This window comes from Ruminococcus sp. (assembly GCF_017650195.1).
GTDB lineage: Bacteria > Bacillota > Clostridia > Oscillospirales > Ruminococcaceae > Ruminococcus.
Genome location: NZ_JAGCFH010000227.1, coordinates 12,777 through 39,062, shown reverse-complemented (window position 1 = coordinate 39,062; position 26,286 = coordinate 12,777). Strand labels below are relative to the sequence as shown.

At 44.8% G+C, this 26,286-nt stretch carries 20 protein-coding genes and 2 other annotated features; of the genes, 12 read left to right on the top strand and 8 right to left on the bottom strand.

The features are described from left to right. Positions 1-798 precede the first annotated feature (798 nt). From pncB to J6U00_RS10545, 4 genes are all read right to left on the bottom strand, one after another. Complete coding sequence (pncB, locus tag J6U00_RS10560; RefSeq protein ID WP_296581659.1) at positions 799-1,998, bottom strand: nicotinate phosphoribosyltransferase; 1,200 nt, start codon at positions 1,996-1,998, stop codon at positions 799-801. 19 nt (positions 1,999-2,017) lie between these two features. Beyond that, entirely contained in the window at positions 2,018-2,542 is a 525-nt protein-coding gene (locus J6U00_RS10555; protein ID WP_296581657.1) for an isochorismatase family protein, read from the bottom strand. Between the two features lie 63 nt (positions 2,543-2,605). Then, positions 2,606-3,427, bottom strand: coding sequence for an NUDIX domain-containing protein (locus J6U00_RS10550; protein WP_296581655.1), 822 nt, complete (start codon positions 3,425-3,427; stop codon positions 2,606-2,608). A gap of 237 nt (positions 3,428-3,664) precedes the next feature. After that, positions 3,665-5,134, bottom strand: a complete 1,470-nt coding sequence (locus tag J6U00_RS10545) for a DUF1846 domain-containing protein (RefSeq protein ID WP_296581653.1) — start codon at positions 5,132-5,134, stop codon at positions 3,665-3,667. 429 nt (positions 5,135-5,563) lie between these two features. After that, positions 5,564-5,771 (top strand) — a binding site (T-box leader). A 51-nt stretch (positions 5,772-5,822) separates the two neighbouring features. Here J6U00_RS10545 and J6U00_RS10540 point away from each other — a divergent pair. The 4 genes from J6U00_RS10540 to J6U00_RS10525 all read left to right on the top strand — a co-directional run bounded on the left by J6U00_RS10540 (position 5,823) and on the right by J6U00_RS10525 (position 9,119). After that, complete coding sequence (locus tag J6U00_RS10540; protein WP_296581652.1) at positions 5,823-6,284, top strand: hypothetical protein; 462 nt, start codon at positions 5,823-5,825, stop codon at positions 6,282-6,284. A gap of 501 nt (positions 6,285-6,785) precedes the next feature. Beyond that, complete coding sequence (locus J6U00_RS10535) at positions 6,786-7,184, top strand: hypothetical protein (protein ID WP_296581651.1); 399 nt, start codon at positions 6,786-6,788, stop codon at positions 7,182-7,184. Positions 7,185-7,201: 17 nt separating this feature from the next. Further along, the gene (gene tyrS / locus J6U00_RS10530; RefSeq protein WP_296581649.1) at positions 7,202-8,419 is read left to right on the top strand and encodes a tyrosine--tRNA ligase; all 1,218 of its coding nucleotides are present in this window, start codon (positions 7,202-7,204) and stop codon (positions 8,417-8,419) included. A gap of 148 nt (positions 8,420-8,567) precedes the next feature. After that, positions 8,568-9,119, top strand: coding sequence for a type II secretion system protein (locus J6U00_RS10525; protein ID WP_296581647.1), 552 nt, complete (start codon positions 8,568-8,570; stop codon positions 9,117-9,119). Between the two features lie 45 nt (positions 9,120-9,164). Here J6U00_RS10525 and J6U00_RS10520 read toward each other — a convergent pair whose 3' ends face one another. Together J6U00_RS10520 and J6U00_RS10515 are read right to left on the bottom strand one after the other, a co-directional pair. Continuing rightward, positions 9,165-9,701, bottom strand: a complete 537-nt coding sequence (locus J6U00_RS10520; RefSeq protein WP_296581645.1) for a hypothetical protein — start codon at positions 9,699-9,701, stop codon at positions 9,165-9,167. Positions 9,702-9,730: 29 nt separating this feature from the next. Beyond that, positions 9,731-10,705 (bottom strand): RING finger protein, encoded by a 975-nt coding sequence (locus tag J6U00_RS10515; protein WP_296581644.1) that lies wholly within the window; start codon positions 10,703-10,705, stop codon positions 9,731-9,733. Between the two features lie 344 nt (positions 10,706-11,049). Here J6U00_RS10515 and J6U00_RS10510 point away from each other — a divergent pair, with 344 nt between their 5' ends. From J6U00_RS10510 to J6U00_RS10480, 7 genes are all read left to right on the top strand, one after another. Further along, complete coding sequence (locus tag J6U00_RS10510; RefSeq protein WP_296581642.1) at positions 11,050-12,315, top strand: insulinase family protein; 1,266 nt, start codon at positions 11,050-11,052, stop codon at positions 12,313-12,315. Further along, positions 12,315-13,592: a pitrilysin family protein gene (locus J6U00_RS10505; RefSeq protein ID WP_296581640.1), complete on the top strand. Its 1,278-nt coding sequence runs from the start codon at positions 12,315-12,317 to the stop codon at positions 13,590-13,592. Before J6U00_RS10510 ends, J6U00_RS10505 begins: the two co-directional genes overlap by 1 nt. A 3-nt stretch (positions 13,593-13,595) precedes the next feature. Continuing rightward, positions 13,596-14,801, top strand: coding sequence for a prolipoprotein diacylglyceryl transferase (gene lgt, locus J6U00_RS10500; protein WP_296581639.1), 1,206 nt, complete (start codon positions 13,596-13,598; stop codon positions 14,799-14,801). A gap of 1 nt (position 14,802) precedes the next feature. Further along, positions 14,803-15,660 carry a bifunctional methylenetetrahydrofolate dehydrogenase/methenyltetrahydrofolate cyclohydrolase FolD gene (gene folD, locus J6U00_RS10495; RefSeq protein ID WP_296581637.1) on the top strand — a complete coding sequence of 286 codons (858 nt, stop codon included), beginning with the start codon at positions 14,803-14,805 and terminating at the stop codon, positions 15,658-15,660. Positions 15,661-16,156: 496 nt separating this feature from the next. Next, positions 16,157-17,548, top strand: a complete 1,392-nt coding sequence (locus J6U00_RS10490) for an MBOAT family O-acyltransferase (RefSeq protein ID WP_296581636.1) — start codon at positions 16,157-16,159, stop codon at positions 17,546-17,548. Between the two features lie 12 nt (positions 17,549-17,560). Further along, positions 17,561-18,499 carry a GDSL-type esterase/lipase family protein gene (locus tag J6U00_RS10485; protein ID WP_296581634.1) on the top strand — a complete coding sequence of 313 codons (939 nt, stop codon included), beginning with the start codon at positions 17,561-17,563 and terminating at the stop codon, positions 18,497-18,499. A gap of 24 nt (positions 18,500-18,523) precedes the next feature. Beyond that, complete coding sequence (locus J6U00_RS10480; protein WP_296581631.1) at positions 18,524-19,840, top strand: protein kinase; 1,317 nt, start codon at positions 18,524-18,526, stop codon at positions 19,838-19,840. A 28-nt stretch (positions 19,841-19,868) separates the two neighbouring features. On the opposite strand, the gene J6U00_RS10475 is transcribed toward J6U00_RS10480, so the two are convergent. Continuing rightward, positions 19,869-21,140 (bottom strand): hemolysin family protein, encoded by a 1,272-nt coding sequence (locus J6U00_RS10475; RefSeq protein ID WP_296581628.1) that lies wholly within the window; start codon positions 21,138-21,140, stop codon positions 19,869-19,871. 445 nt (positions 21,141-21,585) lie between these two features. Here J6U00_RS10475 and J6U00_RS10470 point away from each other — a divergent pair, with 445 nt between their 5' ends. Beyond that, on the top strand, positions 21,586-23,070 hold the full coding sequence (locus J6U00_RS10470; RefSeq protein WP_296581627.1) for a trypsin-like peptidase domain-containing protein: 1,485 nt from the start codon (positions 21,586-21,588) through the stop codon (positions 23,068-23,070). A 64-nt stretch (positions 23,071-23,134) separates the two neighbouring features. On the opposite strand, the gene J6U00_RS10465 is transcribed toward J6U00_RS10470, so the two are convergent. After that, positions 23,135-25,756, bottom strand: coding sequence for a valine--tRNA ligase (locus J6U00_RS10465; RefSeq protein ID WP_296581626.1), 2,622 nt, complete (start codon positions 25,754-25,756; stop codon positions 23,135-23,137). A gap of 198 nt (positions 25,757-25,954) precedes the next feature. Further along, positions 25,955-26,194: a binding site (T-box leader), on the bottom strand. Positions 26,195-26,286 lie beyond the last annotated feature (92 nt).

Sequence of the window (26,286 nt, the reverse complement as noted above, 5' to 3'; positions counted from 1 at the left end):
AGATACCTCGGAGAGGAAACCGCTACAAAGATCTACGAAAGTGGACTTTCCCTCGAGGAATACCTCGGCATCGACTCATGCTATAGATAAAAACACAAAAGCTGCCGGATATGCTCTGGCAGCTTTTTTCTATATAAAAACAGCCGTCAGAGGCGCGCCTTATGCCTGGAAGCTATCCGTGGGATCGCTGCTCCACCTCCTGACGGCACGCTCGAACCTGCTGCTTATATTATAATATGCAGAAATACCAAAAAGGTACAATGAAAATTCTTACAATGCAAACTGTATAAGGAAAAGCGCCCGTACTATACTAAATAAGGATGAAATCTCCTAGCTTTCGAAGATTTCTCCATATTTCCCCAACAAAATTTGTCACCGTTGTCAGAATTATGTAACCAATTTGACATATTCCGTAAGCATTTGATATCCAAACTGTATACAAACCGAAATCGCTCTGTTATTGCATATCAATCACAACTGCGTTATAATATAGACAGTAAAGGAAAAGAAATAAAAGACATCCTTCATTGTTCCTCGTTCCAGCGCCGAACACAATACCTCCCGGCGCAAACACTCACGACGGTGCCGCACACCACCGTCCTCTGAACACACCTTTCGGAAAGAGAATAAAAAAGCCGCCGGCGCAATAGCGTCGGCGGTTCTCTTTTTACGTTTGGATTGCGAATATTAGTCATCTTCCCCTAAAGGAAAAATGGATAACCATGCCTGAAATTATTAGCTTGGTAATTTTGTATCACGATTTTGCCAAAGGAGGCTCCCATTATTCTCCCCTACAGGCTAACGGCTGCTCTCACGCTTGATCCGGAACTCAACCGAGCGCTTAAGATATCCGAGATATTCCTCGTCGCGGCACATAGCCTTGCCCATATCGTCAGAGAGCTTCGCAACAGGACGACCGTTTACGTACTGGAGCTTTATAACAATATTCAGTGCCTTTTCCTCCGTATCGTTGGAGCAGAAGGTGCCTATGCCGAAGGAAACCTTAGTCTTACCGCAAAAGTAGTCGTAAAGCTTCTGTGCCCTGTCAAAGTCAAGGCTGTCACTGAACAGTAGGAGCTTAGTCTTCGGGTCAACTCCGTACTTTTTATAGTGAGCTATTATCTTCTCTCCCCACTCGTAAGGGTCACCGCTGTCGTGGCGTACTCCCGTATAGTTATTGACCATAGAACGGTTGAAGTCAAGCAGAAACAGGTCAGTCGTAACCGTATCCGTAAGAGCTGTACCGTTATCGCCGTCGTACTCGTCGTACCAGTCCTTCATGGCATAGTGGTTGGTATAAGCAAGAGGTATAGAATCTATGCCCTGATACATCTGCACGAACTCGTGAGCATAAGTACCAATAGGAGTAACATTATACTTCATGGCAAGGTACACATTTGAAGTACCGACGCAGTTCTTTGTCTCAGTAACAAGACGTTTTACAACAACGTCCTCCCACTCTCTTGACAGACGCCTACGGCAGCCGAACTCGGCAAAGCTGAATGTATAAGTGCCGTCGTTCATTGACTTTATCTTCTTGTCGAGCCTTTCCTCAGCAGACTTTCTCAGCCTGTCGTAGTCATATTTCATGCGGAAGTATACCTCGTTCACTATCTCCAACAAGTATATTTCAAACTGCATTGCCGAGAACAACGGACCGTTCACTTCGATATACAGTTCTCCGCTATCCTCTAGTCTAACAGTGACATAGTCCCTGATAGGTCTCCAAAGCCTCAGGAATTCAACATAGTCATCCTTGATAAAACGTATAGAACGAAGATAATCAAGCTCTTCCTTTTTGAATGTAAGTGAACAAAGGTGGTCTATCTGGTCGTTTATCTCCTGGACCATTTCAGGTGTGAATACAACGTCCTTATTTCGGCACTTGAAGAAGTATTGTCCGCAGAGGTCGGTGTGCTTATGAAAGATGACCTGATCCATATTGAATTTGTAAAGATCTGTATCGAGGAGGGAAATAACTATAGGTTCAAGCTTCATAATAATCTTCCTTTCCTTATCATAATATATCTATCTGGCAGCTCTTCATGGTCTCAATAGCTGCATCGTGCTTTTCGGGAGTAACTCCTGCACAGCAGGTTCTATCAACGGCTATGACAGCTTCCGGAAAATTCGCTTTGAGGAGTAGTGCATTGCTCACAACACATATATCAGTACAGAGACCTATGAGTTCTATGCTCAGATCATCTGTACCGGCAGCTTTTCTTATAAGCTCTGGCAGTTTTACAGAGCCGAAAGTATATTTCTCCACGGGAGTATATTTTTTTCCCTTGAGTGCAGCCGCTATATCCTTGTTGAGCTGCCAGCCCTCTGTGCCCTTGATACAGTGCGGCACAGGCAGCTTTTTGCCCTCTGCCGTATCCATATAGTCGTCAAAGTGAGTATCGTATGTAGCAAATATCTCACCCTCGAACTCAGCTATTTTCTGAGCAGCAGCAGGAATTATGGCGCAGGCGTCCTCAGAACCGAGAGCTCCGTCAATAAAATCCTTCTGCATATCAACTACTACCAAAAACTTTTTCATAGACCCATATCCTCCTTTGGTCATTAATTATACTTTTATTATATCTCAGCTACGGCGCAACAGTCAAGTATTATTTTTGCGCCTGAAAAGCTTTGCTGGGCGGTGTCCCTCACCCCTTACATATTCATCGGTCTCCTCAACATAGCTGCTGACCATTCGCCGGAAATTCACAGGCAGGATCGATATATTCATTATAGTCTCCTGAACCTTCTGAAAGGCAGTCAGCGTGAATTTTTCCGGCAGAAAATCGAATACAGCGTCATAATTCCTTGCTTCATTCCTCAAAGCTGTCAAAGCCGTAGCGATTATAGCAGCATGGTCAAATGCAAGACCACCGCTGTCGATAATACAGTAATTCGTTCTGCCGAAACTCGTTTTTTCCTCAGAAAGCACTGCATTCAGCTCAATCTCCTTATAACTGAGGGAAAGATGATAACTGCAGTCCTCTCCCCTTTCAAAGCTTATACTGAACCACTGTGCATCGGAGGCATCGTCGCTTCCGAACAGCTTGACTGATTCCTCGCTTATCACAGAAATAAATGCGTTTGAGATTATCCAGCCTCTCGGGTCACGGTCGGGCTTGCTGAAAACTCCCACAGGCATTATGGACACTGGCAGTATATTCGTTTCCTCCTGTGTTTCTCTAAGAGCACACTCCTCAATGGTCTCCCCTTTCTGCAAAAAGCCACCGGGCAGCGCCCACATATCCTTGAAGGGATGTCCGGCCCTTTTAATTAGCAGAAGCCGAAGCTTGTTCTCATGATTCTTCCTGTAGCAGGTCTTATCCTCGGAGCTTATCATAAATGCTGCAACATCCGTCGTTACCGATGGTCTGTCGTATTTACTGAGGTCATATTTCGCCAAAAATTCCTTTTCACTATCCATTTGGTTCATCTCCTTTGATATTTCTATTATGATAATATCATAAAAATAATAAGATGTCAAGTGCTTTTTGAAAATTTCTCGAAAATATTTCGGATAAATAACATTTTTTGTGTTTCTTTATAGCACAGGACGTTCGAAAATGTATAATATAAAGCCCTGGAATAAGCATAAGCTTCTTCCAGGGCTTTATGTCTTAGAAATTATATCTTCGTATCCAGAGCCTATTGCCAGCTGAAATCACGCCTCATACTTGGGCTCGCAGGTGAGGTTTATACCCAGCCTTTTGAAGATACGCTCATCTACCTGAGAAAGTATAACAGTTGAATGTACCTCACAGCCACGGAGCTTCGATATCTGTTCCATAGCCTTCTTTGCGTTGTCGTCAGTATTTGCGCAGATAGACAGCGCAATGAGAGTTTCATCGGTGTGCATTCTCGGATTGCTGTTGCCAAGGTGGTTCACCTTCAAAGCCATAATAGGCTCGATAACATGTGGCGACATAAGCGGGATATCATCATCTATAGCCGCAAAATGCTTCAGGGCATTTATGAGCAGAGCCGATACTGCACCAAGAAGATTTGATGTTCGTCCCGTAATAACTGTTCCGTCGGGGAGCTCCATAGCTGCCGCAGGGCCGTCCGTAGCCTTTTCCTTGTCAAGAGCGGCAGATACTACCTTTCTATCCTCAACGGTGACATTAGCCTGCTTCATAAGAAGTTCCAGCTTCATTACCTCGTCCTCGGAAATAAGGCCTTTTCGGTACTCGCACATACCTATGTAATAACGGCGAATTATCTCCTGTCTTGCAGCTTCAGAAACTGCCTCGTCATCAACGATACAGTTGCCCGCCATATTTACGCCCATATCCGTAGGCGACTTATAAGGAGACTCACCCAATATCTTCTCGAACATCGCATTGAGTACAGGGAATATCTCAACATCGCGGTTATAGTTTACAGTAGTCTTTCCGTAGGCTTCAAGGTGGAATGGGTCTATCATATTAACATCGTTAAGGTCAGCAGTAGCCGCCTCGTAAGCAATATTTACAGGATGGCGGAGAGGGAGGTTCCATATCGGAAAGGTCTCAAACTTTGCATAACCGGCGTTAATCCCCCTCTTGTGCTCATGATAGAGCTGTGAAAGGCAGGTAGCCATTTTTCCGCTTCCGGGACCGGGTGCAGTAATAACAACGAGCTTGCGGGAGGTCTCTATGTATTCATTCCTGCCGTAACCCTCGTCGCTTATGATGTACTGTAGATTGGAAGGATAGCCCTTTATGCTGTAGTGGTGATATACCCTTACTCCGAGAGCTTCAAGACGCTTCTGGAAGGCGTCTGCCGTGGGCTGTCCGTCATAGCGAGTAAGAACTACACTGCTGACATAAAGTCCAATCTTGGTGAAGACGTTGAAAAGACGAATAACGTCTATATCATAGGTTATTCCGAGGTCGCCGCGAACCTTGTTTTTCTCGATATCATCAGAATTGATGACAATGACTATCTCTGCATCGTCTTTCAACTGCAAGAGCATTTGCAGCTTACTGTCAGGCTTGAAGCCAGGAAGCACTCTCGAAGCATGAAAGTCGTCGAAGAGCTTTCCGCCGAATTCAAGGTAAAGCTTGTCGCCAAACTGCGAGATACGCTGCCTGATATGCTCTGACTGGGTCTTGAGATATTTTTCATTGTCAAATCCGATTTTGGAACTCATTATTTCTTCCTCCCGTTAAACTATAATAATTTATTATATACCAAACTATGTCAAATTTCAAGTGTCAGGCAAAAAATAAATCATTTAAAGTTCTTCATTTTTTATATTCCCTTATTTACGCAGTCAGGAATGGTTTGAAATTCAACGTTAATCTCTTGATTATTGGAGAAATAATTATTTAGATCTGCGTATTGCACCAAAACAGATCTCAGGTATTATGCAATTAATGCGACTATCAACTTAACAACTTAAAACTTAACTCTTTATTTATTGCTGACTTTTACACTTTCAAAAAAACTATCATGTATATCCATCAGAAAAACTAAGCTTTTTATCTCACAGTCAAGGGCCATCTCACGTGCGCACCTACAATAATTACGCATTAACGAAGGGCTTGACAATGAGAAAAAGATATGATATTATAAATGTACAAATACTGTGAACGAATAAAACCTGTGCAATGTCTGATACAGAGAGTTCCCGGAAGGTGCGAGGGAATGATGGCGTACAGTGAGCTACATTCGGGAGTTGCTGTGCTGAAAGCAAGTAGGTGCGGTCGGGTGTGCCCGTTACAGCTTCAAAAGGTCGGCTCAGGCCGGCAAATCGGGGTGGTACCGCGAGTAACTTCGCCCCCGGACAGCATACGTCTGCCCGGGGGCTTTTATTATTATGGAAAGGATGACGGACAATGAAAAGAACTATAGTTTACCTTAGCCTCGGGCTTGCGGTCTTTCTGTTTTCACTGCTCATGCTGTACATCGGATTTATCAGCCCTGCCAAATCAGATAACAGCTTCCCTTTTATACGCATGACCGTGTGTCTAGTCCTGTCCATAGCAGGTATAGCCCTTTTCACAAGATATATACACCCTGTCTCCGGACTTGCTGGTCTCGACAGCGCATGGCTCAACCTCAGCTTTACGATTTCGCTTCTGCTGTCGCTTTTCGTACAGGTCGTAACCTTCGGGAACAGTAATGTTGAGCCCTATCTGTCAGGTCTTGCCGAAAAAAATGCCGGAGCTACGAGTGAAACCTTCTACGGTTACATTAAATACGTTTTTATGGGTGGACACGCTCTCATTGCTGTCCGTACCTTTATACACTCCGCTTTTCTCGGTCTTCTGAAAGCTATAATGAAGCATGCAGAATAATGCAGAAAGGAAAATCGTATGTCCCCAAAAAAGAAAAAGGACATCTTCTTTCTTTTTATATGTAATCTTCCTGTATCTGGAATGATGATATACTGGTTTATTTTGGAAAAAGAATATAGCTCGTTACCATGGGCACTGCTTCCGCAGGCAGTTATGGTACTGTGTATCGTAATTATGCTGTTACAGGAAAAACACATACTCAAAAAAGAGGAGAGAATAAAAGACAGAAGCGAAGCTGACCTGCATCAGGAAGCTTTCGAAAAATACGAAATAAATGCTTTTCATGACATCAATTCTGCTTCTATGGCCAAAGACCTGAAAAAAATATATCGCACAAAACTCTTCCCTATTGTGTTCTAGTACAGTTCGCTGTGTATTGGCATTTCCGTAATTATCATTTTTCTTTTGATCAGCATCAATAGCAATGAATATCTGGAAAGTCCTCCTTTATCAGATAAGATCCGTACAATTATATTTGTATTTATATCAGTCGGATGTCTTTTGGTAAGCATATATGAGCTCCTTGGACTTCCAGTATACTTCTTTCTCAGAAAGCACCATGAAGAAGTTGAAACCACAGAACGCTCATACATGGAAGGAAAAATGATATGCAGTAAGCTCAGTGGTATCAATATCGGTCCAGAATACTGCATATACTATGATCTTTTCAGCGTTGATTGTTTTCCTGTCAATGAAATACTATACGCAGAAACCATAAAAAAGCTAAAAAAGAAAAGTGGTACAGCAAGCTTCGTATCCAAAGTAAAATTGGATATTTCGCTGAACATAGCCATTAAAGGTGAAGAGGCCGTGTACAATATCGCTCTGAAAGAGTTTCAGCTCGAATACCTCTGCGACGAATTGATGCGCCGCGGAGTTACAATAATAAAAAAAAATTAAAAAAGGAGAAATAAATAATGACTACTTTTGAAGAACTCAAACGCAGAGGTCTCCTCGCGCAACTCACAGACGAAAAGGAAATAGAGGAGCTTGTCAACGCAGGAAAGGCTACCTTTTACATCGGCTTCGACCCCACTGCGGACTCACTCCATGTAGGTCATTTCATGGCTCTCTGCCTTATGAAGAGACTCCAAATGGCAGGCAACAAGCCTATAGTACTTATCGGCGGCGGAACAGCCATGATAGGCGACCCTTCTGGCAAGACCGATATGCGCAAGATGATGACTCCCGAGACCATACAGCACAATGTTGACTGCTTCAAGAAGCAAATGAGTCGCTTCATCGACTTTTCCGAAGACAAGGCTATCATTGTTAACAACGCTGACTGGCTCATGAATCTCAATTATATTGAAGTCCTCCGCGAGGTAGGAGCACATTTCAGCGTAAACCGTATGCTCACAGCCGAGTGCTACAAGCAGAGACTTGAGCGCGGTCTTTCATTCCTTGAATTCAACTACATGATAATGCAGAGCTACGACTTCTACCAGCTCTTCCAGAAATACGGCTGCAATATGCAGTTCGGCGGTGACGATCAGTGGAGCAATATGCTTGGAGGTACGGAGCTTATCCGCCGCAAGCTGGGCAAGGACGCTTACGCTATGACTATCACTCTTCTCCTCAACTCAGAGGGCAAGAAAATGGGCAAGACCGAAAAGGGTGCAGTATGGCTTGATCCAGATAAGACCACTCCTTACGATTTCTTCCAGTACTGGAGAAATGTTGATGACGCTGACGTTATTAAGTGCCTGAAAATGCTTACCTTCGTACCTGTAGAGCAGATAGAGGAAATGGAAAAGACCATGGAGGGTGCTCAGTTCAACGCTGCCAAGGAGCTTCTCGCTTATGAGCTCACAAAGCTTGTACATGGCGAGGAGGAAGCTGAAAAAGCAAAGGCCGCTGCAAAGGCACTATTCGGTGGAAGCGGCTCAAACGAGAATATGCCTGTAGCAGAAATAGACTCAGCTGACCTTACCGATGGTTCAATAGGACTCCTCAATCTCCTTGTAAAGGCTGAGCTGGCTCCCTCAGTATCCGAGGCAAGACGTCTTGTACAGCAGGGGGGTATAACAGTTAACGACGAGAAGAAGACTGATCCTAAGGAAATGATAGTCCTTGATGGTGAAATAATAGTCCGCAAGGGAAAGAAAGCATTTAAAAAAGTTATTGTTAAATAATAACAAATTTAAATATTACAGAATAGAAACAATTGCCATTTTTTATGAATTTTTTGTAAATACCTCTTGACAAATGCACAAAAAGGATTTATAATATAGAAAATTATTATTTTTTCAATTTGCACACTATGATCTGGGGGGATTAATTATGGCAAATTCAAAAAAGAATGGTTTTACACTTATAGAGTTAGTAGTTGTCATAGCTATTATCGGAGTTCTAGCTGCTCTTCTTGTTCCCGCTATGCTGGGCTATATCAAGAAGTCAAGAAGGACATCTGATATTTCAAGCGCAAAGAGAATCTATGACTCTGTAATGACGACCATCGCCGATAATGACGATGCAGAAGAGGCATTAACGGCGCAAAGCGCAAAGCAAATGCAGGTTACCGTTGGTTCCGATACCTACGATTTGTGCATTGCCTGCTCTAAGGATGGTGTTAAACACGGCGGCGGCAACGATTCACTCTGGAACGGAGCTTCTACTCAGACAGAGCCTTTCCAGGACTCGCTTAATTCTGTTGTCGGAAAACTCAATACACCGGTTAAATACACCAAGTCCGAAGAGGGAAAGAAACTCAACCGCTGGTTTATATGTTATCATGACGATGACCATTCGCAGATTGAGATTTGGGTCGGTGACGGAACAGCAAACGAACCTGAGTACAGAATGTACCCTGACAGGGACAGCAAGTACGCATAATCGGCATTAAAAAATTCCTGTATGCAATGCATACAGGAATTTTTTTCATTCCTCATAGCTGTAAAAAGCCATAAATACGTCAGAACTATAACCGCAGGCTGAAAACTGCTTTTCCGCATACTCAGCCGTTACCGTACTGCGCATGATTTCCGCGAGCTTGGCGTAGGAGCGCTTTTCGGCGTCGGTCATCTCTGGGACCGGCTTGCTGATGAACAGCATATTGAAATTCAACTTTATGTCCACAACGCCGTCGGCAATTATGTACTCTCCTGTCTGAGTTCTGAGGTAATAGTAATCAACATTCTCAAAACTTCCCACGGACATGATCTGAGACGGTATATAGGAATCGCAACCGGTATATGCACCGCCATTGTAGTCGCTTATCTTTTCCTTGTCTCTGAACACCTTCACACGGGTGACATTCTCAGGATAGTTGGACTGCTCACAGTAATTCACAAGGTATTTTTCACCGATACCGTTTGTGAGTTCATAAGTGTAAGTAGGATAGTCCTGCAAGCCGCAGCCTGTCAGTATAAGGCATAAAAGCGGCAGTAAAAGTATGCACATTCTTCTTGATCTCATATCATTCCCCTCCGCAAAACACTGCTCTGTCAGTGCAGACACAGGGTACTAAAATCCTGAACTGTAGTTATCATCTCAAATCCCATATACAGAACAGCTACTGCAGCCACGCCGATACCGTACTTTATAAGCATTATCAGCACCATATTGAACGGTTTTACGCCGCCTGCTGCCTTAATATCCTCTGATCCCATACGCATCTTCTTAAACTTTTTGAGAGAATTTAACGAAAACCGGAAGTAAAACCAGTTGGCAAAGAAACAGAAAACTGCTCTCACAGCCATGTCGGCAATTATTAGTATATTACTCACATTTTCTATAACAGGCTTGTTGCTGCTCAGAAAATTCGCTATATCCTCCGGCAGACTCTCTATGCACAGCAGAAGGTTCTCAGGCAGATTAAAAAGTATACTTAGAATAGCAGCGACCACAGCCCAGCCCCACATCTTCCTGTTGGCAAAGAACAGGGACGGAAAGACAAGACTAAAAAGGTTGAATGTGGGCTTGGCTCCCCCGTCCTTCATCTGCTTGAACTTGGGTATATAATATATAGCGCTCGTACCCACGAAGTCAGAGATTTCCTTCATGGTGGCTCCGCCCATATCCTCGTCGGGATCAAGGCCTAGAAACTTTATAGGATTGAGCAACTCCTCAGCATCAGGAACTGAAAAGGAGTCTCTTCCCTGCTGTCCGTTCTCAGAGACACCGCTTGCTACACCGTTATCATCGACTGAAATGTCTGAAAGCTCCGCGCCGCAACGGCTACATACCGTATCAGTGTATTTATTTGGGAAATGGCATTTTTGACAGGTCCTGAAGCCGTGCTTCCTAATCTTTCTCTCCCATTTCCAGCCTTCGGCATGAAGCTCTTCATTTGCGCACCGATTTTCTGACATATAACATTCCCTGTGATGCGGAGTACCACAGTCTGGGCAAACGACTATATCATCGTCCTCGGTGAATTCAACGCCGCACAGTGGGCATTTCTCCCCTAAATATCTCATGCTCATGCCTCCTTTCTCCAGCGACTGGCAGCTCTTCTTTATATCATTATCCGCCTCCCCTGGCAGGGGGGCAGATAACCGCCCCATAACGGCGGTTATTGAACACTCAATATATTATACCACTTTTGCCCTGTAAAAATCAAGCTTTTCAGTATAATATAAACTATACGTTAATAAAAATATAAAAAAAATTAAAAATGCTATGGTAATTTGTTTCCGGTTGTGTTATAATAGAGTGTAAACCTGTTGACTGCCGGTGCTTTTCATATCAGCTGTCATCAGGCAGCTTTTATGAAATAAGGCTTCTTCAAGAAGCAGCCTTTAACGATTGGAGTACGGACTTTATGATATATCAGAGATCCGACATAGGAAACGGCATTGGCTTCACGTCTGTAACAGACGAAAAATTCAAAAGCCGTTCACTTTCCGTATACTTCCTTACGGAACTGCATACCGAAACTGCGGCACTGAACAATCTTGCCGTCAGCGTGCTTACCAATTCAAACAGCAGATACAGGTCTTACGCTGCTTTTTCTGAAAAGCTGTCCGAGCTTTACGGAGCGGCTCTCAGCTCCACCACAAGAAAAAAGAGCGATTCACAGATACTCGGAGTCCGGGCAAGCTGGCTGGACAATAAGTACGCCATAGACGGCGAGGATATAGGCGGAGAGATGCGTGAGCTCATAAGGGACTGCATCTTCGCTCCCGACGCCAATAATGGAAGGTTCAGCGAGGAATCCTTCTCCATATCAAAAAAGGAACTCCTCGACCGTATCGACTGTGAGCTAAACGACAAACACGCTTACGCTCTCATGCAGGCTTCAAGGCTTGCTTTCCGAGGAGAGCCTGCTGCTGTCGCAAGCTACGGAAACAGGGAAACAGCTCTTGCAGCCGACCCACGCAGCACCTTCCTTGCCTACCAGGAGCTCCTGAGGACGGCTCAGGTTGAGATATACTACGTTTCTCCCGTGAAGGACGACTCCTTTGCAGATATGTTCCGTGAATGCTTTGCAGACATAGACAGATCGCCTATACCCCTGAGCTTTTACTGCCCGAGCCCTCTAAAGCCCGAGCCAGAAACAGTTACAGACGAATTCGACGTCAATCAGTGCAAAATGGTAATGTCCTTCAAAACCGATACCACAGACAAATACGCGCTGAAAATGATGAGCATAATATATGGAGAGCTTCCATCTTCAAAGCTTTTTATCAACGTCCGTGAAAAAATGAGCCTCTGCTACTATTGCAGCAGCACCTCCTCCTTCGTAAAGGGTTCCCTGAGCGTTGATACAGGCGTTGACCGCTGCAATACAGAAAAGGCAAAATCCGCAATACTCGCTCAGCTTGACGAGATAGCAAAGGGCAATATAACCGACGATGAGGTAGCAAGCGCCATCATGGCGCTGGATAACGCCGTCCAGCAATGCGGCGACACTCCTTCATCATATATATCATGGTATTTCGACTGTTTCTGCGACAATGACTTCATAACTCCCGAGGAGCACTTCGCACGCTTCTGCGCCGTTACAAAGGAACGGATAATCAATGCGGCTAAGTCCCTCAAACTGGACAGCATATACATCATGCTGAATAAGGAGGGGCAGGACTGATGGCAAAGGAGATTCTCACAAGTCAGCACACCGGCGACAGCTGTATCCGCGTAAAGCACAGCAGCGGTCTGACCGTATATATATGCGAGATGCCGGGATTCAGCGGAGTGGACGCCCTTTTCGGCACAAAATACGGCTCTGTGAACACTATGTTCAGAACGGCTGCCGACAGCGAATATACCGTGGTTCCCGAGGGTATAGCCCATTTTCTTGAGCATAAGCTCTTCGAGAACGAGGAGTGCGGAGTTTTCGAGCTCTTTGCAAGGACAGGAGCCATGTGCAACGCCTTCACCTCTTTCGACAAGACCTGCTATCTGTTCAGCTGCTCGAAGAACTATGAGGAAAATCTTGAAATACTTCTTGATTTCGTTCAGAAACCCTTCTTTACAAAAGAGAACGTTGACAAGGAAATGGGTATAATAGGTCAGGAAATACAGATGACCAATGACAGCCCTGAATGGCGCGTATTCTTCAACATGATGGAGAATATGTACCGCAGCCACCCGGTAAAGACCGATATCACAGGCACTTTGGAAAGCATATCTAGGATAGACGCTCCTCTGCTCTACAAATGCTATGATACCTTTTACAACCTCAATAATATGGTGCTCTCAATTGCCGGCAACATCAACGCCGACAAGGTGCTCGAAATATGCGACAAATGCCTCAAGTCTTGTTCGGACAACGGTCTGGAGACCGTATTCCCTGAGGAACCGAAGGATATAGTTTCTCCGGAGGTTTACGAGATAATGCCAGTAGGAGCTTCCATATTCAATATAGGCTACAAATGCGCTCCCGGAGACGGCATTGAAAGGCTCAAGCGGACATCAGCTGCCTGTTTGGCTCTTTCACTTATTACTGACCCGGCTATGCCAATGTATGAGCGTCTGCTCAAAGAGGGCGTGATAAATTCCACCTTTTGCGGTGAAGTATTCTACGGAAACGGATATTTCTCCCTCATCTTTTCGGGAGAATCGGACAACCCTAAGCTGGTGCGCGATTCCATAAATGCAGAGGCGGAAAGGCTAATATCCGAAGGGATAAGCGAAAAAGACTTCCAGCGTATCAAAAAATCAGCCTATGGTATGATGATACGTGAACTGAACAACGTGGAAGCAGTTTCAAACCTCATGCTGAACGCCTACATGGACAACGTTGGTCCCTACGACGCTATAGACGTGCTATACGGACTTACCAGAGGCGATGTCACGGAGTTCATGCAAAATGAAATGAATACCGACAGATGCGTTCTGTCTGTAATAGAAAAGGAGGCATAATACATGACAACTGAAACATTCTTAGACGAACACGTAATACAATTCCCAAAGCTGGGCTGGTCCTTCGAGATCAATCCCACTGCCTTCACCATTTTCGGATTTCAGATACAATGGTACGGCATTATAATCACTCTCGGTCTTATTCTTGCGCTTATCTATGTACTCCCCAGAATGAAGCGCTTCGGCATCGACTACGACAGAGCTATCGACGTTATAATCTTCGGAGTCATCGGCGGAATAATCGGCGCGAGAGTATACTACATCCTTATGAAATGGGATGAGTACAAATGGGACTGGAAAGCCATACTCAACACCAGAAACGGCGGCCTCGCAATTTACGGTGGAATAATGGGTGCCTTTCTGATTGGCTACATAGTCGCAAGGATACGAAAGGTAAGAGCTCTTCCCATGCTGGATATAACTGTACTGGGTCTGCTAATTGGACAGGGCATAGGACGCTGGGGGAACTTCGTTAATCAGGAGTGCTTCGGCATAAATACCGACAATTTTCTTGGAATGACCGGCGGTACGATACAGCGTTCTATCAGCGAGAATATGCAGATAGGTGGAAATATGTACTTCAACGAAGTAAATGTGCTGTGGGAGAAGCCGGTTCACCCCTGCTTCCTCTATGAATCCCTCTGGTGTCTCCTCGGCTTCGTTATACTTGCATTCTGGTCAAAGCGCAGGAAGTACGACGGACAGATATTCCTCATGTACCTTTCATGGTACGGAGCAGAGCGATTTATTGTGGAGGGTCTCCGCACCGACAGCCTTATGCTTGGAAATATCCGTATATCACAGGCTCTCTCCGCGGTTCTTTTCATTCTTTCAGTTATACTCCAAGTACTGCTTCTCGTAAGAAGAAAGCGCGATCCGGAGAGCATGAAGCTCTATGTTAATACCGAGGAATCCCATCAGCTTATCGAAGAATCCCGAAGAAAGCGCATGGGTCTTTCCAAGGAAGACGCCAAGATCGACAGTGACGATAAAGATTTAGATATACTTAACGATGATGACGACGACTTCGATATGTCAGAGCTGAGCATACTCGGCGATGCCGGAAACGATAACAGTACAGACGAAAGCGCTGACAGCAACGGTGAGAACGCTGAAAACAGTAGCGAAGGCACAGAAAACAGCAAGGACAGTAAAATTGAAAACGCAAGTCCGGAGGAAAGCTCCGGTGATAACAAGGAGGATAAATAATATGGCACAGATAATCGACGGAAAAGCAGTTTCCGCAACAGTAAAGCAGGAAGTGGCCGATGAAGCTGCACAGCTCAAAGAAGAAATGGGCTTAAAGGTAGGTCTTGCGGTAGTTATCGTAGGAAATAACCCTGCTTCAAGAGTATACGTCAACAACAAGAAAAAAGCATGTGAGGCTGTAGGCTTCCAGTCTTATGAGTACGCACTGGAAGAGTCCACAACGCAGGAGCAGCTACTCGACCTTGTGAACGTATTAAACCGTGATACAAGGGTAAATGGCATACTGGTACAGCTTCCACTCCCCAAGCATATCGACGAGAAGGCTATAATCAACGCTATCTCGCCAGAAAAAGACGTTGACGCCTTCCACCCCATAAACGTTGGAAAGATAATGATAGGCGATTACTCCTTCCTTCCCTGCACTCCTGCCGGAGTTATGCGCCTTATTGAGAGCACGGGAACAGATATCACTGGCAAGCAGTGCGTAGTTATCGGCAGAAGCAATATCGTTGGCAAACCCCAGGCAATGCTGCTCCTCCAGAAAAACGGAACTGTCACTATCTGCCACTCCAAGACGAAGAACCTCAAGGAAGTATGCCTCGGTGCTGATATCCTTGTAGTTGCTATTGGACGCGCTAACTTCGTTACCGGCGACATGATAAAAGAAGGCGCTGTTGTTATCGACGTTGGCATGAACCGTCTTGACAACGGCAAGCTCTGCGGCGATGTTGAGTTCGAGTCCGCAGAGAAGAAGGCCTCCTTCATTACTCCCGTCCCTGGCGGCGTTGGTCCCATGACTATCGCTATGCTCATGAAGAATACCCTTACAGCCGCTAAACAGCAGGCAGGACTCGAGTGATATTTAGTAATTATTAGAACCTAACTATTAGCCATTAGCCTGTAGGAGCTGTGAATTCCGATACTCTAGAAAGTTGTCAGCAAAGTTAAAATAGGGGCGTGGCTCATGTTGGAAGATTATCCGCCCGTGAATATAACACAAACCTCAGCAGAAATGCTGAGGTTTTTTGCTTATGGAAGTCATGTGATATCAAATTCACTAAAAACCTTCATGTTATTTATTGTGTAAAACAAGTGTGATGGTACACTGCTCTACCACCTAACGGCTCGTGATGTCGTGGGTGGTGTCCCCTACTAATCACTAATCACTAATAACTGATAATTTACAAGCGGCGATTTACTGCAAATTGCTACATTATCCCAAAGGTATTGACATTCAATTGACAAACGTGTAAAATATTAATGTATGAGTTTTTATAATGCTATTTTCCGCTAATTTTACAGGCACACAAATCAGCATGAGCTCTAACAAATGAATTAACTAAAGGGTGATATATTTGGTATTCAGCAGCTTGGAATTTATATTTATATTCCTGCCTGTTTTTATGATAGCTTACGCGGCTGTAAGGAAAGAGTATAAGAATTTCGTGCTTTTCACCGGAAGCGTTGTTTTCTACAGTCTCGGCGTAAAAAGACCTGTCTACATTCTGCTTTTCCTGCTCACTGTCCTACTCAACTTCATCGTCGGACAGTTCATAGAGCACAGCAGATACACTAAAAAGCTTTGGCTAACCTTCGGCATACTCTTCAACTTCTGGTGGCTGATATTCTTCAAGTACTGGACTTTTGGCACCGAGAATATCAATCATTTCTTCCACCAGAGCTTTACCGTAAAGGATATCATACTCCCCATAGGTATCAGCTTCTACACCTTCCAGAACGTCTCCTACATAATAGACGTTTTCAGAGGAAAAGCTAAAGCCGAAAAGAACCTGATAAACTATGGTGCTTACATAACCATGTTTCCTCAGCTCATCGCAGGTCCCATAGTGACCTACGATCACGTTGCAAAGGAGCTCAAAAGCCGCTCCCATGCGATACACAGAGTTGAGGACGGTCTCAAGACCTTCACTATAGGTCTCGGCTACAAAGTGCTCATTGCTAATCAGATAGGCGGATTGTGGAGCGATATCGCCATGATAGGCTACCAAAGCGTGTCCTCACGTCTTGCGTGGCTTGGTATATTCGCCTACTCATTCCAGCTTTACTTCGATTTCTGCGGCTACTCCCTCATGGCAATAGGGCTTGGAAGAGTAATGGGCTTCGATATTCCCAAGAACTTTGACCACCCCTATATGTCACTGACAATGACGGAGTTCTGGAGACGCTGGCATATCACTCTGGGCTCATGGTTCAAGAACTACATATATATCCCCCTCGGAGGAAACCGCAAGGGCAGCAAGCGAATGGTATTCAACACCTTTATAGTATGGCTGTTCACCGGTCTGTGGCACGGCGCCAGCTGGAATTTCATTCTGTGGGGAATGGTACTGTTCCTTATAATAATGAGCGAGAAGTTCTGGACAGGCAAGACACTCAATAAAATAAAGCCCCTCGGTCATGCGTATATGCTGCTTATCATACCGCTTACATGGCTGATATTCGCAATAACTGACTTTCATGAGCTGGGTATATACTTTAAGAGACTTCTCCCATTCCTGCCGCAGAAGACCTACGCAGTAATGGAGGGAGACTATAAAGAGTACTGGAAGGATTACTGGAAATACTTCGCAGCAGCACTTATATTCTCAACAAGGCTGCCAGAAGCACTGTACAAGAAAATAAAGAATTCCTTTATCACTGTCATCGCCCTGCTTGCAGTATTCTGGGCTTCCGTTTACTGTATGTACAAGGGACTTGACGATCCCTTCATGTATTTCAGATTTTAAGGAGAGAAAAAATTGAGCAAGTTAAAACAATGTATATATACAGTGATACTTATTATAACCTGCTTTGTCGCTTCGCCGTTCATATATAAGCAGATATGGAATAACAGCGAGATAAAAAAGCAGAAGATGGCGGCAAAGGAAACTGTTGCTGCAACTCATCCTTCCGAAGTTACCGACGCTCAGCAGGGAACTACAGAAGCGCAGCCTGCCTCAGACGTTGAAACGGCTACCGCGGAACAGACTACGGAGCCTGTTACTTCGCAGAGCATTTTCGTAACAAGCGGCATGGAGTATTTCGACGACGCACTGTTCATCGGTGACTCGCGTACAGTCGGCATAAAACTCTACGGCACACTGAAAAACGCGGATTATTTCTGCGACAAGGGTCTTATGGTATCACGCATAGATGATTCAACTGTAGACAATATGACGGCGTGGGACAAACTCCGCAAGAAGCAGTATGCCAAGATATACGTGATGCTCGGAGTAAACGAAATAGGGAACGATATAGAAGGCACCACCGCAAAGTACAGACGTTTCCTTGACGGCATCAAAGAGGCACAGCCAAACGCTATCATCTATTTACAAGCAAATCTCCATGTTGCTTCATACAAGGAGGATTCAGTCATAAACAACGAGAGGATAAACACCCTCAACGACAATCTTCAGGCAATGGCTGACAACAGCCGGGTATACTATATAGATGTAAACCCCATATTCGACGATGAAAATGGCGCTCTACAAGCAGATATCACAAGCGATGGTCTGCACGTTCTGGCCATGTACTATTCCGACTGGTGCGACTGGCTTTGTCAAAATACCGTAGCTGTCAGCCCAACTGCATCGACTGCAACGACAGAGAACAGCATACCATCCGAAAACACAACTGCGGCTGATGATACCACCACTTCAAACAAAAAACCGCAGAACGAAGAGTTTTCTAACCTTTAATCAAAAAAGCGAAAGGAGCATATCATGGCAGAACTCAAAGTTGGCTTCACAGGTAAAACAGTATATAATTCCTCTTTCACTATACTTGAATTTCTCGGCGGCGGCGGTCAGGGAAACGTCTACAGAGTTGAGTGCAACGGCAAGCAAATGGCTCTTAAATGGTACCACAAGTCCACAGTCGAAAAAATGAAGAATCCTCAGGAATTCTATGAGAACCTGAAAGCGAATATAAAGAAAGGTGCTCCTACAAAGGCTTTTCTATGGCCTGAGGAGCTCTCCAACTGGATAGACGGCTCCTTCGGTTATATAATGCCCCTTCGCCCCTCGGGCTACGAGGAGCTGACGCGCTTTCTGCTGTGGGACCCTAAAACACGCCGTATGAAGGCGAGCTTCGCAAATATAACCGCACGTTGCAACGCTGCAATAAATATAATAGAAGGGTTCCGCGCTCTACATAACGACGGATACAGCTATCAGGACCTCAATAACGGAAACTTCTTTATAGACCCGAAGAACGGAGACGTGCTTATTTGTGACAACGACAACGTATCCGAGAGAGGCGTGAACTTCGGCATTGCCGGCAAACAGCGCTATATGGCTCCTGAAGTAGTTCTCGGCGGCTCTCCAGACAAGCGTTCCGACCGTTTCTCGCTGGCAGTGATACTCTTCCGTATGCTCTTTATCGAACACCCACTGGAGGGTAAATATTCCACTCCACCATGTATGACGCCGGAGCTTGAAAAGAAGTTCTACGGCTCCGATCCAGTATTCGTTCTCGACCCAGAAGACGACCGCAACGCTGCAAACAATCAGCTGAATACAAATACACTACGTTTCTGGAAGATATACCCTGATTATATACATGACCTGTTCATACAGTCCTTTGGTAAGAATTCAGTAAAGCCGCCTTACGATCGTGTTATCGAAATGACATGGCTTGACGCCTTTGTAAAACTCAGGAGTGAGACAGTTCCCTGTCCTCACTGCGGCAAGGAAACATTCATCACTCCAAAATACTCTGTAAGCTGCATGTACTGCGGCGGTCAGCTGACCTGCACCGAAAGTATAAAGTTCAAGCGCTTTGATCTTCCTGCATTTGGAGGAGCCAAGCTGTACGAAGGCATGGCAAGCGATACTGAAGGCGACTTCCACAAGATCATCGGTGAGGTAGTCCGCAACAAGAAGGACCCTAGCAAGCACGCTCTACGCAATCTCACTCAGCAGACATGGAACGTAACGCTTCCCGACAATACTGTCAAAACTGTAGATCCCAACGGCATTATGCCGATAAATAAAGGCTTTGTCCTCACTATCGGCAGAAGCGAAGGAACAGTAGAATAAATAAAAAAGGGGCTTTGCAGTCCCTTTTTTATTCCTCATCATCGTCCTCTTCCTCATTGTCATCAACAGGGAGAACCTCAATTATTACCTTTTCCACAGTCTGCTCGTTGACCTCAGCGACTGTGATACGGAAGATACCACTCTCGGCAGTTTCACCTGCCTCGGGGATATGTTCCATAACATCGGTCACCCAGCCTCCAACAGAGGTATAATCCGTGGTTATCATATTCTCGTCAAGGTCGAGCATTTCCAGCATATCGCTTATGCTCATGTCGCCTGCCACCTCATATTTGTCGGGAGCAAGCATCATTATATTGGTCTCTATCTCGTCATCCTCATCGTATATCTCGCCAACAAGCTCCTCAATTATGTCCTCAAGGGTAACTATGCCCTTTGTGCCACCGTACTGGTCAATAACTACGGCAAGGTGTACTTTTGAGCGTTGCATATCGCGCATAGCTTCGCTTATAAGCTTGGTATCTGCAATATGCGGTACCTCCTGTATAATAGGAGTGATATCACTGCCTCCCTCAATAAGCATCTTGAAGAACGCCTTGTTAGTAATTATACCCTTAATATCATCAAGGCTCTTCTCATACACAGGCAAACGAGAGTACATCTCACGACTGAAAAGCTCCTTTATCTCGTCGATAGTAGAGCCCAGCTCAACGCCTATGACCTTAACTCTCGGGATAAGTATCTCATTTACTGTTATCTCATCAAATTCAAGAGCACTCTTTACCAGTTCGCTCTCCTGCTCCTCAATAACACCCTGCTCCTCGATTTCGTCAATCATATATTTTAGCTCGTCCTCAGTAACGCTTGGAGCTACGTCACCCTTGGATATAGCCGACGAAAGCTTGTTGAGCAGCCACACGAAAGGCTTGAACACAGTTACAAGGAAGGTCAGCGGCGTTGCAAATGCAAGTGCAAGTTTCTCCGCGTTCTTCTTGGCGTAAGACTTTGGCAGCACCTCGCAGAATATCAACACAAGCACAGTGATGACTATAGTTGAAACAGCAGGTCCTTTGCTTCCCACCAGCTTTATGAACACAAGTGTACTCACTGATGATGTGGCGATATTTACGATATTATTGCCGATAAGCACAGCAGTCAGAACCTCATCGAATCGATTGGCGAGCTTCAGAGCCTTTTTAGCCTTTTTGCTGCCCTGAGCCTCATAGTTTTTGAGGCGTAGCTTGTTTACACTGGAAAAAGCAGTCTCAGTGCCCGAAAAGAGCGCTGAAAATATCATCATAGCAATGACGAGAACTATCTTCCATATATCTGAACTGTCCATAAATTTCCTTTCCTTATATAATAATATTTTTTATTATACCATACATTATCGAAAATAGCAAGCCGCATGTAGAAAAACTTGTCGTCCTTTATTTTTCAGATACGGAAAGGACAAAAATATGCCTTGGAATAAATGACATACTCTTGTTTTATCTGTCGTAGATGCGAATATGTGAGAAATGTGAAAAGCTTAGGCTTTTAAATTTTTCCGTAAACTTCTCCTCACGGTGAAGCTGTAATGCTGCAAAACATGATATATAGCCATCTAGCCTGTTATCAAGCTTTCACATTTTTCACATTGGGCGAAGAAATGTGAAAAAAAATACACAAAAACTTCTCAAAAGCTATACAAATACCGCAAATTAGTATCACAAAGGATGAATATAATATAATCACAGGCTGAGGAAGAACCTCAGAAAAAATAATCGAAAAGGAAAGTGAATATTATGGGTGAGTATAATTACAATTTCAATAACAACGATGAAAATAAAAATGTTGAGGGATACAATGGCTTCAGCACTGACAGTCAGCAGGAGCCCAAGAAAGAAAAGAAGCACTCATTCCTGAAGATATCTGCATTCGTAGTCGCAATGGGTATAGTTTCGGCAGGCTCCATCGAGGGCTATCGTATTTTCTCACGTGAGAACTCTCTCCGCAGCACTTCTGTAACTGAAGAGACCGAGGAGGAAAACAAGACAACAACAAAGGAGAGCAAAAGAGAATCTCTTGCATCTCAGGCAGTAAGCATAATCAAGCCTGAGGCGATAGGCGGCAGTACTCTCTCCACAGAGGAGGTCGTAGAAAAGGTGCTTCCCTCTGTAGTAGGCGTTGAGTCCACATTCACTTTAGAAGTACAGCAGTCAATTAATCCATTCTCTGACTTTGGCTTTGATGGATTTGACTTCGGAGGCTTTGATTTCGGCTACGGCAACGGCAGAAGCGGAAGTAGCGGTACTTCTGAGCAGGAGTACAAGGGCACAGGCACAGGCGTTATCATATCTGAAAACGGCTATATTGTAACAAATGCCCATGTTATCTATGACAACGAATATGGTGCATATGAGGCTTCAAGCGTTTCTGTCCTCCTTGATAATGAAAAATCCTACGATGCTGAGATAATTGGATATGACATTGACTGCGATCTTGCAGTATTAAAGATAGACGAAACAGGTCTTACTGCTGCTGAATTTGGCAACAGCGACGAGTTAAAGCTCGGCGAATCCGTTATCGCTATAGGAAATCCTCTCGGCTTTGATCTTATGGACACAGTTACTGGCGGTATGATCTCAGGTCTCGGTCGTCACATCACAATAAATAACAAGGCAATGAACCTTATCCAGACTGATGCAGCTATAAACTCCGGAAACTCCGGCGGTCCGCTTATCAATAAGTACGGTCAGGTAATCGGTATAAATTCTTCAAAGATGTCATCATCTTACGGATCGTCTGAGGCTTCTATAGAAGGTATAGGCTTTGCTATTCCTTCAAATGCAACAGCAAGTATCATAGACGATCTTATGAAATTCGGCTATGTTACAGGAAAGGCTCAGCTAGGTATCACCTGCCGCAATGTTACAGAAACTGCATCAAAAATGTACAATCTTCCTGTAGGTGTATTTGTAGCAACAGTCAATGAAGGCAGTGCTGCTGAAAAGGCTGGCATAAAGGAAAACGATATAATCGTTTCCTTCAACGGTCAGACTATAAAGTCAGACTCTGACCTAATTGCTGAGCTTAATGCCTTATCCGCAGGTGACAAGGTAGAGGTAATACTTGTCAGAAATGGCGAAGAAAAGACAGTAGAGGTAACCCTTGAAGAGAAGGAACCGGAAAAGTCAAAGAAAAACAGTAAATCCGAGAAAGACGAAGACGACAGCAGCGACGAAGAGGAAACGACCTCCAAAAAGCACAGATCCGAAACAGATAACTGATAATCTTCATTCTTACACTCCTTATAAATAAAAAAGCTCCACAATGGGAGCTTTTTTATTTGTATCACTTTCTGAATGCTGCAATAGACTGCTCTATCTTTGCCATTTTCTCCTCTGCCTTTGCTAGCTTTGCCTTTTCAGCATCTATAAGCTGTGCGGGAGCCTTTGAGATAAAGCCCTGATTATTCAGCTTTCCGCTGAGGAAGTCTATATCCTTCTGGACCTTCGCCTTTTCCTTTTCAAGACGTGCTATCTCCTTTTCCCTGTCAACAAGCTCGTCCATAGGAATGAATATACGTGCCGAGTCTGTAACAGCGTTTGCAGAATCAGCAATATCAAACCTGTCACCTGTCTCAACAGATGAAGCAGAAGCGAGCTTCTCAAAGAATACTGCACAAGAATTGAAGAGTTCCTTGTCAGCGGTCTCTATGAAGAGCTTAGCCTTTATCGACGGAGGTACATTCATTTCTGTACGTGTATTTCTTACAGCCTTGATAGCAGAGATTATCTTCTCAAAAGCCTTCTCCTCGGCATTGAAATCGATAGAAGCGTCATAAGTTGGGTATGTTTCGAGGATTATCATGGACTTTTCGTTTGTGAGTACCTGCCAAATCTCCTCAGTGATGAAAGGCATGAATGGGTGAAGTAGCTTAAGCATCCCCTGCATAGCCCATACAAGTACAGCCTGAGCCTTTGCCATTGTCTCGCCGCCTGCCTGTATACGTGGCTTTGTAAGCTCGATATACCAGTCGCAGAATACGTCCCAGATAAAGTCGTATATCTTCTGCGAAGCAACGCCGAGCTCGTATCTTTCAAGGTTCTCGCCTACTTCCTTTGCAAGCTGATTAAACTTGTTCACAAGCCATTTGTCCTCTAATTCAAGCTCTGCTGGAAGGCCACTGAACTCAAAGTCCTCAGGGAGATTCATCATAATGAAACGTGAAGCGTTCCAAAGCTTGTTTGCAAAGTTACGAGCAGCCTTTACCTTATCGTCGATATAGCGCATATCGTTTCCGGGAGAGTTGCCTGTAGCCAGCATGAAGCGGAGCGCGTCAGCACCGTACTCGTTGATGACTTCAAGAGGATCGATACCGTTTCCGAGGGACTTGGACATCTTGCGTCCCTGTGCGTCACGTACAAGACCGTGGATAAGGACAGTATCAAAAGGAACCTTGCCCATGTTCTCCAGACCGCTGAACATCATTCTTATTACCCAGAAGAATATGATATCATATCCTGTTACAAGAGTATTTGTGGGGTAGAAGTATTTAAGGTCCTCTGTATTCTCAGGCCAGCCAAGAGTCGAGAAGGGCCAGAGTGCCGAGCTGAACCATGTATCGAGAGTATCAGGGTCCTGTCTCATTGGCTTTCCGCACTTGGGACAAACTGCACTGCTCTCCTTTGTAACTACCATTTCGCCGCACTCGTCACAGTAGAATGCAGGTATCTGATGTCCCCACCAAATCTGACGTGAGATACACCAGTCCTTGATATTTTCCAGCCAGTGGAAGTATATCTTGTCGAAGCGCTCGGGAACGAACTTTGTATCGCCGTTCTTTACAGCCTTTATAGCAGGCTCTGCAAGGGGCTGCATCTTAACGAACCACTGAGTTGATACCTTAGGTTCTACAGTAGTTCCGCAGCGATAGCAGGTACCTACGTTATGGCTGTACTCCTCTATCTTTACGAGAGCGCCTTCCTTTTCGAGATCCTCAACTATCTTCTTTCTTGCCTCGTATCGATCCATGCCTGCATATGCGGGATAATCATCGTTGATAGTGGCGTCGTCGTTCATTACGTTGATAACGGGCAGGTTATGACGAAGACCAACCTCAAAATCGTTGGGGTCGTGAGCAGGAGTTATCTTAACTACGCCGGTACCGAAGTCCATTTCAACATAGTCATCCGCAACTATAGGTATCTCACGGTGAACGATAGGGAGTATCACTGTCTTACCAACAAGAGCCGTATAACGCTCGTCCTTTGGATTTACGGCAACAGCTGTATCGCCGAGAAGAGTCTCGGGACGTGTGGTGGCAAGCTCTAGATATCCGTCGCTGTCCTTTATCTTGTAACGCAGGTGCCAGAAATGACCTGCCTGATCCTCATATGTTACCTCAGCGTCGGAAAGCGATGTGCGGCACTTGGGACACCAGTTGATTATACGCTCGCCTCTATAGATAAGACCTTTTTCGTAGTACTTTATGAATACTTCCTTTACAGCCTTTGAGCAGCCCTCGTCCATAGTAAAGCGCTCGCGTGACCAGTCGCAGGAAGAGCCAAGTTTCTTGAGCTGTTCAACGATACGTCCACCGTACTGTTTCTTCCACTCCCATGCACGCTTCATGAAGCCCTCACGTCCGAGATCCTCCTTTGTAACGCCTTCCTTGCGCATAGCCTCAACTATTTTAGCCTCTGTAGCGATAGCAGCATGGTCAGTACCAGGGAGCCACAATGTACTGTAGCCGCTCATTCTCTTCCAGCGGATAAGGATATCCTGTAATGTCTCGTCGAGAGCATGTCCCATATGGAGCTGTCCTGTTATGTTCGGAGGTGGTATAACTATAGTGTAGGGAGTTTTCTTGGGATCAACCTCTGCACGGAAGCAACCCTTGTCGTTCCATGCCGCATAAATACGATCCTCAAAGTCCTTGGGGTTATAAGCCTTTGCAAGTTCCTTTGCCATTATGATCTTCCTTTCAGTCTGATTGAATATTCAGGGATAATAAACAGGATGTTTAATGCGAAATTCGTAATGCGTAATTGTTGTGTTCGCTCCGCTCACAGATCAAATAATAATTCTTATCCGTCTCCAACAGGAGACGCATTAATTACGAATTGCGAATTAAGCATTACAAATTAAAAAACGCCCCGAACCGTTAAGGTTCAGGGCGAACTATAGTCCGTGTTACCACCTGAATTCGGGAATATGATCCCGCACTCTGCGAGGTCGCAAAACCTCTTCCCCTGTAACGTGAGGAACACGCCGCATACTACTGAGCCTGAGCCGTTGGCACGCGAAGCTCCGAAGCTACTTCCGCAGATCCTTCATACTGTCTTTCACCACCCGGCAGCTCTCTGAAAATCTGGTTCCCTGCGTACTCCTCTTCATCATCGCCTTTGAATACTTTATTATTATACACGATAAATCTGCGTTTGTCAAGAAAAAGTTATCAGTAAGTAGAGAGTAGAAAATAGTAGAGGCTGATAATATCT

What these genes read in the sequence shown, in the direction of transcription:
- J6U00_RS10510 (WP_296581642.1), top strand. Translation starts at nt 11,050, where the DNA reads ATGATATATCAGAGATCCGACATAGGAAACGGCATTGGCTTCACGTCT.
- lgt (WP_296581639.1), top strand. Translation starts at nt 13,596, where the DNA reads ATGACAACTGAAACATTCTTAGACGAACACGTAATACAATTCCCAAAG.
- J6U00_RS10540 (WP_296581652.1), top strand. Translation starts at nt 5,823, where the DNA reads ATGAAAAGAACTATAGTTTACCTTAGCCTCGGGCTTGCGGTCTTTCTG.
- folD (WP_296581637.1), top strand. Translation starts at nt 14,803, where the DNA reads ATGGCACAGATAATCGACGGAAAAGCAGTTTCCGCAACAGTAAAGCAG.
- J6U00_RS10515 (WP_296581644.1), bottom strand. Translation starts at nt 10,705, where the DNA reads ATGAGATATTTAGGGGAGAAATGCCCACTGTGCGGCGTTGAATTCACC.
- J6U00_RS10480 (WP_296581631.1), top strand. Translation starts at nt 18,524, where the DNA reads ATGGCAGAACTCAAAGTTGGCTTCACAGGTAAAACAGTATATAATTCC.
- J6U00_RS10465 (WP_296581626.1), bottom strand. Translation starts at nt 25,756, where the DNA reads ATGGCAAAGGAACTTGCAAAGGCTTATAACCCCAAGGACTTTGAGGAT.
- J6U00_RS10470 (WP_296581627.1), top strand. Translation starts at nt 21,586, where the DNA reads ATGGGTGAGTATAATTACAATTTCAATAACAACGATGAAAATAAAAAT.
- tyrS (WP_296581649.1), top strand. Translation starts at nt 7,202, where the DNA reads ATGACTACTTTTGAAGAACTCAAACGCAGAGGTCTCCTCGCGCAACTC.
- J6U00_RS10505 (WP_296581640.1), top strand. Translation starts at nt 12,315, where the DNA reads ATGGCAAAGGAGATTCTCACAAGTCAGCACACCGGCGACAGCTGTATC.
- J6U00_RS10545 (WP_296581653.1), bottom strand. Translation starts at nt 5,134, where the DNA reads ATGAGTTCCAAAATCGGATTTGACAATGAAAAATATCTCAAGACCCAG.
- J6U00_RS10520 (WP_296581645.1), bottom strand. Translation starts at nt 9,701, where the DNA reads ATGAGATCAAGAAGAATGTGCATACTTTTACTGCCGCTTTTATGCCTT.
- J6U00_RS10525 (WP_296581647.1), top strand. Translation starts at nt 8,568, where the DNA reads ATGGCAAATTCAAAAAAGAATGGTTTTACACTTATAGAGTTAGTAGTT.
- J6U00_RS10555 (WP_296581657.1), bottom strand. Translation starts at nt 2,542, where the DNA reads ATGAAAAAGTTTTTGGTAGTAGTTGATATGCAGAAGGATTTTATTGAC.
- J6U00_RS10550 (WP_296581655.1), bottom strand. Translation starts at nt 3,427, where the DNA reads ATGGATAGTGAAAAGGAATTTTTGGCGAAATATGACCTCAGTAAATAC.
- J6U00_RS10475 (WP_296581628.1), bottom strand. Translation starts at nt 21,140, where the DNA reads ATGGACAGTTCAGATATATGGAAGATAGTTCTCGTCATTGCTATGATG.
- pncB (WP_296581659.1), bottom strand. Translation starts at nt 1,998, where the DNA reads ATGAAGCTTGAACCTATAGTTATTTCCCTCCTCGATACAGATCTTTAC.